This window comes from Novosphingobium mangrovisedimenti, assembly GCF_025153475.1.
GTDB classification, from domain to species: Bacteria; Pseudomonadota; Alphaproteobacteria; order Sphingomonadales; family Sphingomonadaceae; genus Novosphingobium; species Novosphingobium mangrovi_A.
This window is the reverse complement of record NZ_JANZXA010000014.1, coordinates 52,369-65,984: the sequence shown is the minus strand read 5'-3', so window position 1 is coordinate 65,984 and position 13,616 is coordinate 52,369. Positions and strand designations below refer to the sequence as shown.

Here is a 13,616-nt window from a genome sequence, read left to right as displayed (position 1 = left end):
ACCTCGCCTCGCCGCGTCAGGGACGCGTGATCGCTTTCAGATTGAAAAATTCCTCGATGCCGTGGCGGCCGTATTCGCGCCCCAGCCCGGATTGCTTCACGCCGCCGAACGGTGCTTCGAGATCCAGCATCGCGCCGTTGAGCACGACCTGTCCCGTGCGCATGCGGCGTGCGACGGCAACGGCTCTTTCCTCGTCCGCCGACCAGACGCCGCCGGAAAGCCCGTATTCGCTATCGTTAGCCATGCGCGCCGCGTCCTCGTCCCCTTCATGGGTGAGAATGCACAGGACCGGCCCGAACACTTCCTCGCGTGCGATTTCCATGTCGGGATGCACGTCGGACAGTACGACAGGTGCCATGTATGCCCCGTCAGAGAGGCTTTCCGGCAGTTCGCCTCCACCGGCAACGATCCGCGCGCCTTCGATCTGGGCCACGGCAACCTTGCGCTTCACGCGCGCCTGCTGCGTCGAGGACGCCAGCGGCCCCATCGGCGTGTCCGGCTGGGAGGGATCGCCGGGCTGCCAGGCCTCGATGAACTGTGCCGCCAGCTGCTCCACCCGTTCCTTGTGCCGTGCCGGAACGATGAGCCGGGTCAGCGCCGCGCAGGTCTGTCCGGCATTGACGAAACACTGCCCCAGTACGGCGGGGACCACCTTGTCGAAGTCCACATCGTCGAGCAGGATGTTCGCCGACTTGCCGCCGAGTTCGAGCGACACCTTCTTCAGCTTGCCGCCCGCAACTGCGGCAATGGAGCGCCCCGCGCGGGTCGAACCGGTAAAGCTGACCATGTCGACATCGCGATGCTCGACAAGTGCCGCCCCGGTATCGGCGCCCCCGAAGATCAGGTTGAAGACGCCCGCCGGCACACCTGCATCGTGCAGGATTTCCGCGAAAACAGCCGCATCGAAGGGCGTGAGTTCGCTCGGCTTGAGGACGACCGTGCAACCTGCAAGCAAGGCCGGCACGACTTTGGCGACGATCTGGTGCAGCGGAAAGTTCCACGGCGTGATCGCCGCGACAACGCCGACCGGATCGCGCACGATGCGCGAACGGCCCAGCGACACCTCTTCCCCGGCGATGTCTTCCATCGCCGCGAGCGTCACGTCGAAATTGCGCAGCGGAAGGCCGATCTGCGCCGCTTTCGAAAAGCCGATGGGCGTGCCCATCTGCTCGGTAATCAGCGTCGCCATCTCCTCGCCGCGCGCCGCTATGCCGTCACGCGCGCGACGCAGGATGGCGATACGTTCCGCTACCGGAAGCGCGGCCCAGTCGGCAAAGGCATTGCTGGCCGCAGCCACTGCGAACGCGACATCGTCCTTGCAGCCCAGCGGCGCGCGGCCGATGACTTGCCCGGTCGCCGGGTTCGTGACGTCGATACGGCCAGACGCGGCGCTTTCGGTCCATCGGCCATCGATGTAGCCGCCCTTGATCTCACGCATTGGCAGCACTTTCCTCAACAACTTCCGTTCCCGCATCGAGCTCGACGAGGGCCTTGGCGGAATCGAATATCGTACCGATGGGATCGTGCCCCTCGGCCACCGCCTTGGCCTGCTGGCGCAACATCCGGCGCAGCATTCCGATGCCGCGATCGGAGGTCACGAGATGTTCGGCCGAATGCAAAGTGATGTCTCCCTGGCTGACGTGCGCTTCGTAATCGCCGGGGAAATCGCGGTGCTCCGCTTCGGTCAGATCATGCCAGAGCTTGCCGTTGTGGTGCGTGCGAATGGTCTTGAGCGTGCCGGGTTCAGTCACGCGGCCAGCGGAATAGATGCGAAAGTGCGTATCGTCGATCGGCAGGACCCAGCCCAGCAGCGTGCAGGGACCGTCCTTCTTGGCGCGCGGGCTGGCCACGGCCCGCACGGTCGGCATCACGGCTTCGGTCACGCGCCGGTGCACCTTGCCTTCGCCCAGTTCACGGCGCTGAATGGACAGGATGCCGCGATCGGTTTCGCTGAACTTCACGACGGGCATCAGGCCCATCTGCGCGTTGAACTGCAGGCCACTGAAGGACCCGTGCAGGATCGGCACGTGGAACGGGTCCATCACGTTCTCGAAATGCTGCAGCCAGTTGCACGGCACGATCACCGGGCCACCGCTGCCGATGCTGTTGTCGTCGGCCTCGATGATCTCGCCCGGCTCCAGATTTTCCAGCACGTTGTAACGCGGCAGTTCCGGCTTGCGCTCAAGCGGCCCCATGTAGGCGAAGATCAGACCGTAGCGCTCCTCGACCGGATAGCCCGGCTGCTGGACCCTCGAACAGGACGCCGCGCCCTGCTTCGGCTCGCAGGGCTGCTCGAGGCAATTGCCGTCCACGTCGAACAGCCAGCCATGATAGCAGCAGCGAATGCCGCGCTCTTCCGTGCGGCCATACAGTAGCGACGATCCGCGATGGGCGCAGCGCGGGTGCAGCAGACCCGGCCTGCCGCTGCCGTCGCGAAAGAGGATGAGGTCCTCGCCCAGCACCTTGATCTGGCGGGGGGTAGCGCAGGCGTCCTCGACGAGGCCGACCGGATGCCAGTAGCGGCGGAGCAGTTCGCCCATCGGCGTTCCACGCCCGACCTCGGTCAGTCCCGCCTCGTACTGCCCTTCGGGCATCGAATATGCGCTCAGCATGGTTATTCCCCTTCATCCAACGCGTTGTTCTCGCAGCGGATTCGCTCGCCCGCAATTAATTTAACGCGTTATATATTTGCTTCACATGTTTTGCAAGTGGCGCTCCGAGCCGGCTTTCGGCCGGATCGCCCCTCATTTTCCGGGTGCGTGTGGCGGCTATCCCTTCGCCTGCTCCAGCAGGGCCGTGCTTCCCTTGGCGAGAAGGCCGATGTCGGTGCCGACCGACACGAAGGCGAAGCCGTCGGCGATCTTGGCGCGAGCATCTTCGGGAGAGAGCGCGAAGATGCCGGCAGGCTTTCCGGCCGCGGTGATCCGGGCGAGCGCATGCGCGACCGCATCCTGCACTTCGGGATGCCCCGGCTGCCCCAGATGGCCGAGCGAGGCGGCCAGATCGGCCGGCCCGATAAACAGGGCGTCGATCCCTTCCACGGCGGCAATCGCATCGATCGCATCGAGCCCGGCACGGCTCTCGATCTGCGCGATCAGCGCGACCCGCTCATGGGCGCGGGCAAGATAATCCGCCCGCGCACCGAAACCCGAGGCGCGGCTGGTCGCACTGGCCACGCCGCGCACGCCGAGAGGCGGAAAGCGCGAGGCGGCAACGACCGCTTCGGCCTGGGCGGCGCTGTCCACCATTGGAACCAGCAGCGTTGCAAAACCGATGTCCAGATACTGCTTGATCGCAACCGGTTCGCCTACCGGCACGCGGGCAATCGGCTCCACGTCATACGGGGCGACGGCCTGCAGCTGCGCCAGCAGGGTCTGGCTGGTGTTGGGCGCATGTTCGCCATCGAAGAGCAGCCAGTCGTATCCGGCACCGGCGCAGATCTCCGCCGTATAGGGATTGGCCAGCGCCTGCCAGAGCCCCAGCAGCGCCTGCCCTTCGCCAAGCCGGGCGATGAAGGTGTTCGCGCTCGTCATACGAACCTCACCGAAATGCTGCCCAGCGGGCCGTAATCGACATGGAAGCTGTCCCCAGCGCGGGCGAAGACCGGTGCGGTGAAGCTGCCGCCCAGCACGATCTGGCCGGGCTCCAACTGCTCGCCATGCGGCGCGATCTTGTTGGCGAGCCAGGCGGGACCGTTCGCCGGGTGGTTCAGAACCGCCGCCGCGACGCCCGATTCCTCGATCACGCCATTGCGATAGAGCAGCGCTGAAACCCAGCGCAGGTCCACCGCATCGGGCTTCACCGGCCGTCCGCCCAGCACGATCCCGGCATTGGCGGCATTGTCCGAAATCGTGTCGAACACCTTGCGGGTCTTGCCCGTTGCCTTGTCGATGCGCTCGATGCGCGCATCGATGATCTCGATCGCCGGCGTCACGTAGTCGGTGGCGTTGAGCACGTCGTAGAGCGTGCAGCCCGGCCCCTTGAGCGGCTGCTTGAGGATAAAGGCCAGTTCCACTTCCACGCGCGGTTCGATGAAGCGGTCCATCGGAATGTCGTGCCCGTCGAGGAACAGCATGTCGTCCAGCAGCGTGCCGAAGTCCGGCTCGTCGACGTTCGACGAGCGCTGCATCGCCCGGCTGGTCAGGCCGATCTTGTGCCCGATGACGCTGCGCCCTTCGGCCAGTTTGTGACGCACCCAGGCGCGGCTGACGGCATAGCCGTCCTCCAGCGTCATCTCCGGATGTTCCAGCGAGAACTGCCCCACCTGCGTGCGGGTCTTTTCGGCGACATCCAGCCGCGCGGCGAGTTCGTCTATGATCTTCGGGGAAAGAGCCATTATCCTGCTTTCTTCAACCGGGCATGGATGGTGTTGTGCTTCCACCCTTCCGCTTCCTCGACGTAGAGCGAGAGCGCGAGCGGGCGGCGTTCGAACAGATCGCCAAGCTGCGCCTTCACGGCATCGAACATCTGCTGGAAGAAGGCCTTGCGGAACGCTTCGGAACGCCCCGCCCCCATCTTCACGTCGATATTGATGAAGGCGTCGTCCGCCCCCTTCCCGTCGGCGATGACATAGTCCGTCAGCCTGATCGCGCGCACGCGAATGCCGCCTACGGGGAAGACACCGTCCGAGCGCTCGCGCATTTCTTCCGCGATCAGCGAAAGCAGTGCCTTGAGGTCGAACTCGCCTTCCAGATTATCGGTCCATTCCACGGTTGCGTGGGCCATGGCGCACTGTCCTCCTCAGGCAATTTCCATGCTGGCGATGGTGCAGCCGACCGCGAAGATCGGAATCGGCGTGTAGAAATGCAGCGTGCCCTGCCCCTGCGCGGCGGCGGCAGCGGCGATGAAGGCGCGGATCTCGAAACCGCCCTGCCCGCCGTCGCGGTAGGTTTCCTCGTCGGTGTAGGAGAGCATCGCGTCCTTGTCGCAGGCGACCCAGCGCCGCATGAATTCGCGGTCCCATTCCTCGTTGATCTTGCCGCTGTCCGGGGTCGCCGGCCAGTGGGAGATACCCCCGGTGGCGACCAGCGCAATCCGTTCCGGCACGGCATCAGCGGCGCGGCGCAGCGCCTCTCCGAATGCCCAGGCCCGGTGCAGCGGCGCTAGCGGCGGCCCCTGGCAGTTTATGTTCGCCGGGATCACGGTCAGCTCGTTGGCCGGATCGAGGAAGTGCAGCGGCACCATGATGCCGTGATCGAAGCGCCATTCCTCGCAATAGGTCAGGTCCACGGTCTGCATCATTTCGGCAATGATGCGGCGCGAGAGATCGGGATCGCCCTTCACTGCTCGGTGCGGAATCTTCAGCCAGTCCGGGTCCTCGATCGGTCCGGTATAGCTTTCGCCCATGCCGATCGCGAAGGACGGCATCTTGTCCATGAAGAAGTTGGCGAAATGCTCGGCCGCCAGCACGATCAGCGCGTCGGGCTTGGTCGCGGCGATCTCGTCGCGCATCGCATGGAATGCCGCGTAGAACGGATCGCGCAGCGCCGGGTCCGCCAGGTCCGCACGGCCGGTGATCCCCGGCCCGTGGCTGCACACGCCAGAATATACCAGAGTCATAGACCTGCCACCTTTTCGTCGGAACGCGTGGTCATCGCGTAGAGCCCGGCACGGACCGGTCCGTACCGCGTCACGCCGTCGCGCATCTGCTGGAGATAGTCCGCCCATTCGACACCGATGAGCGCGGCGAAGTGCATGAGGATCTGCCCATTGACGCCCAGCACGTAGAGAAGGCCGATATCGCCCTCCAGAATGGCCGAACGTTCCTCGTCGTCGAGGGCGAACTCATGCGTGAAACTTTCGCGGTCCGCCTGGAAGCGGGCTTTCGCCTCGTCGCTGCGGTTGAGCTCGTAGAGCAGCTTGGAAAGGGTATAGAGGCTCATGCTGTCACCAGATGGTTCGTGAGGCGCCCGATCTTCTCGATCTCGCTGGTAACCGTGTCTCCGGCAGCGCAAAAATGGACGCCGTGCGGCGTGCCGGTCAGGATCAGGTCCCCCGGCATCAGCGTGGTGATGTCGGAAAGATAGGCGATCAGATCGGCCACGCTCAGGATCATGTCGGCAGTCGAACCGGCCTGCACCCGAACGCCGTTGACCTTGGTGGACATGGCCAGGGCCTGCGGGTCGGGAACGTCCGCCGCATCGACGATCCAGGGACCGATCGGCGTCGTTGCGTCACGGTTCTTCACCCGCGCATTGGGGCGATAGTAGTTCTCCAGATACTCGCGGATCGCGTAATCGTTCGCGATCGTGTAGCCGAGCACGTGATCGAGCGCGTCTTCTGAACGGACCTTGCGCGCCGGCGTGCCGATCACGGCCACCAGCTCGCACTCCGGGTGCATCTGGTTGCCATCGGCGGGGCGCGGCGTGTCGCCGTCGTGGCCGACGAAGCAATTGCCGCCCTTCATGAAGATCAGCGGCGTCGCCAGCTTGGGCGCGAAACCCAGCTCCTTGTTGTGATCCGCGTAATTCAGGCCGAGCGCATAAGCCGCCGCACCGGGCTGAACCGGCGGCAGCCAGTGCGCGCCTTGCGCCGGAAGGCTCGTGCCGTCGGGCAGCGTCAGCCGCTGGCCATCGTCGCTGACAGTCACCCAGAGGTCGCGACCGCGATGGGCAATGCGTGCGCGCTTCATGCTGCAATCTCCGCTTCCATACGGACCGAAAGCGCGGGCAGCCCCGCCGCTTCCACCAGTGCATCCTGTCCGGCGCCGATCATCGGCGCATCGCCGGGCAGCCCGATCAGCAGCACGTCTCCCGCGCGCAGGGTCATGAAACCGGAAAGCGCGGCGATAAGGTCGGCTGCGGGCCTGACGAGCCGGTCCAGCCGCCAGCGATGCGCTTCCACGCCGTCGATCCGCGTGACGATCTCTTCCGGCCAGACGGGAGCGACGAAGGCGCCAAGCTGCAGGAAACCGTCCCGGTTGCTCTGGGCAATGGCCGGGCGGTAATAATTCTCCTGCGGCAACGAGAGATCGAGCGCGAGCGCCACCCCGCCGACGCAGGCCAGCGCATTCGCAGCATCGACGCGGCAGGCGTCGCGGGCAAAGAGCAGGGCCAGCGTGGCACCGGCACGCACGCTTTTTCCCTCGGGAAGCCGTGCCTCACCGCGCGCCACGCATTGGCGCGCCTTCATGTAGACCACCGGCGCTTCCGGCGGGGCCTGATAAGGTTTCTGCGCGAACTGGGGCTGCATGCCCTCCCGTTCCGCGCGGTCGTTCAACACGACGCCATAGATGGAACCGCTAACGGTCATCGTTGTCCCTCCCGTTTCGATTTTCGAGCATTTCAGGCGGCCTGGTCACAGCGCCAGACTCAACGTCTTGATTTCCAGATAGTCGTCGAGGCCGTAGCGCGAGCCTTCCCGCCCCAGCCCGGAAGCCTTGATCCCGCCGAACGGGGCAACTTCGGTGGAGATCAGGCCCGTATTGACCCCGACCATTCCCGCCTCGATCGCCTCGGCAACACGCCAGACGCGGCCAATGTCGCGCGAATAGAAATAGGCGGCGAGACCGAAGGGCGTGGCATTGGCCTGCGCGATCACCTCTTCCTCGCTTTCGAAGCGGATGACCGGCGCCAGAGGTCCGAAGGTTTCGTGCTGTGCCGCCTTCATCGCGCCATGCACACCTGCCAGCACGGTTGGGCGGAAGAACCGCCCGCCCCTGTCGGACACGTCACCGCCGGTCACGACGCTGGCGCCCTGGCAGACGGCATCGGAGATATGCGCGCGCACTTTTTCCACCGCCGCATCGTCGACCAGCGGGCCGATCGCGGCGCCGGGCTCGTTCCCGGGCGCGACCACCAGCCCCGCCGCCGCCTCGGCGAAGGCTTCGACAAAACGGTCATGGACCCCGGCCTGCACGAAAAAGCGGTTGGCACAGACGCAGGTCTGGCCGGCGTTGCGGAACTTGGAGAGCATCGCGCCCTGAACCGCCGCGTCGATGTCCGCATCGTCAAAGACGATGAACGGCGCGTTTCCGCCGAGTTCGAGGCTCAGTTTCTTGATGCCGGGCGCGCACTGGGCATAGAGCAATGCGCCCACTTCGGTGGAGCCGGTGAAGGTCAGCTTGCGGACTGACGGGCTGCTCGTCAGCACTTTGCCGATTTCACCCGGTTCGCCGCAGACGATATTGAGCGCGCCGGCCGGAACCCCCGCCTGCTGCGCCAGGACGCCGAGCGCCAGGGCGGTCATCGGGGTCTGCTCCGCCGGCTTCAGCACCACTGTGCACCCTGCCGCCAGCGCCGGTCCGATCTTGCGCGTGACCATCGCCGCCGGGAAGTTCCACGGCGTGATCGCCGCCACCACGCCCACCGGCTGTTTCAGGACGACGATGCGCTTGTCGGGATCCGCTGAGGGGATGACATCGCCATAGGCTCGCTTGCCCTCTTCCGCGAACCACTGGATGAAGCTCGCCGCATAGCGGATTTCACCCAGCGCCTCGGCCAGCGGCTTGCCCTGTTCCGCCGTCAGGATTTCCGCCAGCGCCTGCTCGTTGAACAGGATCAGCGCGTGAAACCGCATCAGGATCGCGGCGCGGTCGGCCGCGGTGCGGGCCCGCCATGCCGGCAAGGCGCGCTCGGCAGCCGCTACCGCATGCTGCGCAGCTTCCGCGCCCAGCCAGGGGACGTGGCCCACCGCGCTGTCGTCGGCCGGGTTGGTGACGGGCCGCACATCGGCTCCCGTCACCCACTCACCGTCGATCAGGCACGCGGCCGGTTTGAGAGTGCTGGCCACCGGATCATACCCCCAGGCGCGGCACCTTGTGCGTGCCCTTGGCCAGCGCGACGTTCTTCGTTTCCATGTAGAAATCGAAGCTCCAGTCGCCGCCGTCACGGCCGATGCCACTGGCTTTCACGCCGCCGAAGGGCGTGGGCAGATGGCGCACATTCTCGCTGTTGACCCAGACCATGCCTGCTTCGAGCGCCTCGGAAACGCGCAGAGCGCGCCCGACATCGCGGGTCCACAGATAACCGGCGAGGCCATATTCCACGTCGTTGGCCTTGGCGATCGCATCGGCCTCGTCCTCGAAGGGAATGGCGGTGAGCACCGGGCCGAAGATCTCTTCCTGCGCGACGCGCATGGATTGCGTCGCATCGGCGAACAGCGTCGGCTGGAAGAAATAGCCCTCGGCGCCAGCAACCGGCGCGCCGCCCGCGGCGATGCGCGCACCGTCCTCGGTGGCGATCCCCATGTAGCTCGACACTTTCTCGAAGTGGCGGCGATGGATCAGCGGACCCACTTCGGTGGCCGGATCGAAGGGATCGCCCACCTTCAGCTTCTTTACGCGCTCGGCAGCCTTGGCGATGAACGCATCATAGATCGAGCTCTGCACCAGCAGGCGCGAGGATGACGTGCAGCGCTGGCCGTTGAGCGAGTAGATCATGAAGATCGCGGCATCGAGCGCGGCATCGAGATCGGCATCGTCGAACACGATCACCGGGTTCTTGCCGCCCAACTCGAAATGCACGCGCTTCAGCGTATCGGCGCCCTGCTTCATGATCGCCGAACCCGTGCGGGATTCGCCCACGAAAGCGATGGCCTTGATGTCCGGGTGCTCGGTCAGACGCTTGCCGGTGGTCTCGCCAAGCCCGTTGACGGCATTGAACACGCCTGCGGGCAGCCCCGCTTCATGGGCGATCTCGACCAGCATGCGCGCCGAATAGGGCGACCATTCGGCCGGCTTGTGAACCACGGTGCAGCCCGCCGCGAGCGCCGGCGCGATCTTCCACGTCGACAGCATGAACGGCGTGTTCCACGGCGTGATCACCGCCACCGGCCCGATCGGGGAACGCGTGGTGTAGTTCAGGTGATTGGCCGAGGGCAGCGCCTGACCGTCCGCCGCGGAGGGCGCGCGATCGGCGAAGAAGCGGAAGTTGTCGGCACCGCGAATGGCCGCCTTCGACATGAAACGCCATGCCTGCCCCGCATCGAGGCATTCGACCGCCGCGATTTCATCGGCGCGCGCCACGATCAGGTCCGCAACGCGGTTCAGGATCTTGCGGCGTTCGTTGGCCGGTGTGGCAGCCCAGGCGGGGAAGGCTTCCTTCGCCGCGGCGACGGCAGCATCCAGTTCCTGCTGCGTGGCATCGCGGGCCTGGCCGAGAACGGCACCGGTGGCGGGTTCGAACACGTCGAACGCTTCCCCCTGCCCCGCGACCGGGACACCGGCGATGAAATGTCCCAGCGGAGCGCTGGAATATGCGGAAATCTGTGCGAGAGCGAGCGAGCGCTTATCCACTTTGCGAGTTCTCCCGTGCAATGATGCGACTCATATATTTAGCGTGTTAAATAATATCAAGTGATCTTTAGACGCGGCTGGCGACTCAAGATGTTTTTCCCGGCGCAAGCACCGGGAAAAATACGAAAAATCAGTTTTCTGGACGATCCTTCAGGAACGCGGAAACATCATCGTGGACGCGTTTGAGCGAGCACGGATCGAGGTAGATCATGTGGCCGGAATCGTAAAAATTCTCGGTCAGGTTGCCGCGCAGATCCTTCGGCAGCAGCATGTGGGACAGGTCGTACTCGGTCGCGAAGAACGGCGTCGACAAATCGTAGTAGCCGCTCAGCGAGAGCACGCGCATCGCCGGATTACGGCGCATCGCCTCGGCAAGATCCAGCGCGACATCCGCCAGCGAGTTCTGCTTCTCACCATCGGGCGGAATATGGCTCCAGTCCCAGATGCCCAGCAGGTTCTTCGGGCTGGAGACATGATAGGGCTGGTCCGTCCGGTACTTCAGATCCTCGCGGATGTAGGTGAGGAAGCTCGAAATGATTGGTCCGCTGATGGCATCGCCCGCAGGATCGCTCGACGCGCCGGAAGCCGCCCCGTCGCCCTCGTACCCCGTAAAGCGGGTATCGAGCACGCCCAGCACCTTGCCCTCGCCCCGCAGCAGTTCCTTGCGGAACCGGCTTGGCATGACCCGCAGCTGCGACTGGACCAGATAGTCCACCGGCAAGCCAGTGAGCACCGCCATTTGCGCAGCTACCGCGTCACGCTCGGCATCGGGAAGATCATGCCCCTTGGCCAGTGCCTGCGTATAAGCGCCTTCGGCAAAGCGGCGCGCTTTCTCGACGTGATCCGGGAGGCTGAGGCTGCGATCCACCTTGCCGTGATACCAGGCAGATGCCGCATACGTCGGTACCTGGTTGATCGCCATGCGATCGAGCCCGGGCGCCTGCTGCGCGAAGTTGAGGATGGACGACATCAGCACGATCCCGTCCAGCTCCACGCCGGCCTTGTGCAGCATCAGAGAGGTGATCGCGGAGCGCGTCGTGCCGTAGGATTCGCCGAACAGGTACTTGGGCGACTGCCAGCGGCCATTGATCTCCAGATAGCGCCGGATCGCCTGCGTGAACGAGGCGGAGTCCGAATCATGCCCCCAATAGGCCTTGCCGTCCTTCGGATCGAACACATCGGAATAGCCGGTGCTGACCGCATCGAGGAAAACCATGTCGGTCTGGCCCAACAGCGTCTCGGGATTGGGAGCCAGACGCAGCGCCGTGCCCGGCTTGACGTCGATCCCCACCGGGACCCGCACCGGCGCGAACGACGCCATGTGCAGCCAGATCGAGGACGAGCCGGGGCCGCCGTTGTAGAAGAACGTAACCGGCCGTTCCGGCTCCCCCTTCGCGCGGTCAGCGACATAGGCGACATAGAACATGCTCGCCTTGGGATGCCCTTCCCCGTCGCGCAGAGTCAGCGTGCCGGCGGTGGCGGTATAGGCGATCTTGCGGCCGTCCGCGGTCACGCTGTGGCGGGTATCCACCCGGCGCTCGGCGACGGACGGACGGATTTCGGACGCGGTTTCGCCCGCCTCCTGCTTGTCCGCTTCCGCCCGGACGGAAACCGGGGCAAACGTGGCGGCGAGCAGTGCAAGCGCCGCAATACCGCCGCGCCAAGGGTACATGGACCGCATCACCGCTGCATCGCCCAGCCGTAGAAATTGTCGAGATCGGCCTTCATCTCCGCCGAGGCCGTATCGTCGACATAGGTCATGTGGCCCGAGCGATAGTGTGCGAAACGCACATTCTGGCGCAGGTTCGGCGTCAGATAGAGCTGCGAAATGTCGTACTCCGCACCGGCGTAAGGCGTTGCAAGATCGTAGACCCCGCCCATGACCAGCACCTTGAGGTTGGGATTGCGCTGCAGGGCTCCGGCAAGATCCAGACCGGTGTTGGCGAAAGGAAGCGGTCTGTCGATGCCCGGCGCCTTGTGCTGGTTGTCCCACTGCGGCTCGATCACGGCGTTGTAGAGCGGGCGGTAGTGCATCTCGCTGGTGTAGCCGATGTCGCGAACCAGGTGCTGGCGGAACAGCGAGAGGTGCGCGCTCGTCACGCCTGCGGTCGCGGCATCGTTGGTCGCCGGATCGAAGGCGCCATCGCCGGAGGCATAGGATGCCGGCGCCGTGAAGCGCGTGTCGAAGCGCCCGATGATGATGCCCTTATCGGCCAGCAGTTCGTTGCGGTACTGCTCCATCCCGACACGCAGCTTGTTCTTCTTGAGGAATTCGACCGAAAGGCCCGTGAACCCGCCGAGCTGGCGCGCAACGCTGTCTTCTTCTTCTGCCGAAAGCCTGTCACCCTTCAGCAGCGCCGAAGCGTAAGGGCCGAAAGCGAAGTCCCGCGCCTGTTCGAGATAAGTGTCCAGATCGGCCGGATGAGTGGCCGAACGGTTGTGATACCAGGCCGTCGCCGCCAGCGTGGGCACGAAGTTGATCGCATCGATGTCGCTGCCCTGAAAGCCCGTGCCGAAGTTCAGCAGGGTGGAGAGCAGGACGACGCCGTTGAAATCCAGCCCCTGGTTCTGCAGCTTGTAGACCAGCCCCGCCGAGCGCGTCGTGCCGTAGGATTCTCCGAGCAGGAAACGCGGGGAGTTCCAGCGGTCGAACTTCGTGATGTAGCGCGTGATGCCCCGCGCAAAGGCATCGATGTCCTGATCCACGCCCCAGTAGGCGTTAACCGGCGTATCGCCGATCGTGCGCGAATAGCCCGTTCCGATCGCATCGAGGAACACGAGGTCCGAATTTCCCAGCAGCGTGAAGGGATTTTCCTGCTCCCGGTATGGCGCGGGCGGCGTTGCCTTGGGGGTCGCGGTCGGCGCACGCACCGGGCCGAAACCCCCGATGTTGAGCCAGAGGCTGGCAGAACCGGGTCCACCATTGGTCAGGAAGGTAACCGGCCGGTCCTTCGCCGCGGCACCTTCCTTGGTATAGGCGACGTAGAACATGCTCGCGGTCGGCTTGCCCGCGTCATCGCGGATGATCAGCGTACCCGCGCTGGCGCGGTAGCTGATGCTCTTCCCGTCCACCGTGATACGACGCACCTTGCCGGTTTCGGTTTCGGTCGCCTCGGCCTTCTCGACGGCGGCCTCCGCACTAACCTTCGGCTTCCTATCCGCCGCATGCGCCACGGGAAGCGCTACCGCCAGAACCGAAGCTGTTGAGAACAGGGCAAGAGCGACCGTCCTTGCACGACCCACGAATTTCACCATTTACGCTTCCCATTTTCCGGATGCCGGCGCGGCCCCGGCCGCGCGTTCACAGGCAAGAGCCTGCAGCCATTCGAGAATCGCGTCAGGCTCTTTCCGAAAAAATTTAACGTATTAAGTTTTTATGTCA

The 13,616-nt window shown here is 64.9% G+C and carries 13 protein-coding genes; all 13 read right to left on the bottom strand.

Annotated elements, in window-relative coordinates:
- Positions 1-16 precede the first annotated feature (16 nt).
- Positions 17-1,438 carry an aldehyde dehydrogenase family protein gene (locus NZK81_RS17990; protein ID WP_260047473.1) on the bottom strand — a complete coding sequence of 474 codons (1,422 nt, stop codon included), beginning with the start codon at positions 1,436-1,438 and terminating at the stop codon, positions 17-19.
- A complete protein-coding gene (locus NZK81_RS17985; protein ID WP_260047472.1) occupies positions 1,431-2,612 on the bottom strand; it encodes an aromatic ring-hydroxylating dioxygenase subunit alpha in 1,182 nt (393 codons plus the stop codon). The genes NZK81_RS17990 and NZK81_RS17985 overlap by 8 nt, the downstream gene beginning before the upstream one ends.
- A gap of 156 nt (positions 2,613-2,768) precedes the next feature.
- Positions 2,769-3,533, bottom strand: a complete 765-nt coding sequence (locus NZK81_RS17980; RefSeq protein ID WP_260047471.1) for an HpcH/HpaI aldolase family protein — start codon at positions 3,531-3,533, stop codon at positions 2,769-2,771.
- On the bottom strand, positions 3,530-4,336 hold the full coding sequence (gene hpaH / locus NZK81_RS17975; RefSeq protein WP_260047470.1) for a 2-oxo-hept-4-ene-1,7-dioate hydratase: 807 nt from the start codon (positions 4,334-4,336) through the stop codon (positions 3,530-3,532). Before hpaH ends, NZK81_RS17980 begins: the two co-directional genes overlap by 4 nt.
- Positions 4,336-4,725: a 5-carboxymethyl-2-hydroxymuconate Delta-isomerase gene (locus NZK81_RS17970; RefSeq protein WP_260047469.1), complete on the bottom strand. Its 390-nt coding sequence runs from the start codon at positions 4,723-4,725 to the stop codon at positions 4,336-4,338. Before NZK81_RS17970 ends, hpaH begins: the two co-directional genes overlap by 1 nt.
- A 15-nt stretch (positions 4,726-4,740) precedes the next feature.
- Positions 4,741-5,559: a DODA-type extradiol aromatic ring-opening family dioxygenase gene (locus NZK81_RS17965; RefSeq protein ID WP_260047468.1), complete on the bottom strand. Its 819-nt coding sequence runs from the start codon at positions 5,557-5,559 to the stop codon at positions 4,741-4,743.
- Entirely contained in the window at positions 5,556-5,882 is a 327-nt protein-coding gene (locus NZK81_RS17960) for an aromatic ring-opening dioxygenase subunit LigA (RefSeq protein ID WP_260047467.1), read from the bottom strand. The genes NZK81_RS17965 and NZK81_RS17960 overlap by 4 nt, the downstream gene beginning before the upstream one ends.
- Positions 5,879-6,631 carry a fumarylacetoacetate hydrolase family protein gene (locus NZK81_RS17955; RefSeq protein ID WP_260047466.1) on the bottom strand — a complete coding sequence of 251 codons (753 nt, stop codon included), beginning with the start codon at positions 6,629-6,631 and terminating at the stop codon, positions 5,879-5,881. Before NZK81_RS17955 ends, NZK81_RS17960 begins: the two co-directional genes overlap by 4 nt.
- Positions 6,628-7,251 carry a fumarylacetoacetate hydrolase family protein gene (locus tag NZK81_RS17950; RefSeq protein WP_260047465.1) on the bottom strand — a complete coding sequence of 208 codons (624 nt, stop codon included), beginning with the start codon at positions 7,249-7,251 and terminating at the stop codon, positions 6,628-6,630. The genes NZK81_RS17955 and NZK81_RS17950 overlap by 4 nt, the downstream gene beginning before the upstream one ends.
- Positions 7,252-7,296: 45 nt before the next feature.
- Positions 7,297-8,730: an NAD-dependent succinate-semialdehyde dehydrogenase gene (locus NZK81_RS17945; protein WP_260047464.1), complete on the bottom strand. Its 1,434-nt coding sequence runs from the start codon at positions 8,728-8,730 to the stop codon at positions 7,297-7,299.
- A gap of 4 nt (positions 8,731-8,734) precedes the next feature.
- Positions 8,735-10,234 (bottom strand): 5-carboxymethyl-2-hydroxymuconate semialdehyde dehydrogenase, encoded by a 1,500-nt coding sequence (hpaE, locus tag NZK81_RS17940; RefSeq protein ID WP_260047463.1) that lies wholly within the window; start codon positions 10,232-10,234, stop codon positions 8,735-8,737.
- Between the two features lie 130 nt (positions 10,235-10,364).
- Positions 10,365-11,906, bottom strand: coding sequence for a S10 family peptidase (locus NZK81_RS17935; protein ID WP_260047462.1), 1,542 nt, complete (start codon positions 11,904-11,906; stop codon positions 10,365-10,367).
- Between the two features lie 8 nt (positions 11,907-11,914).
- Complete coding sequence (locus NZK81_RS17930) at positions 11,915-13,489, bottom strand: S10 family peptidase (protein WP_260047461.1); 1,575 nt, start codon at positions 13,487-13,489, stop codon at positions 11,915-11,917.
- Positions 13,490-13,616: the final 127 nt, after the last annotated feature.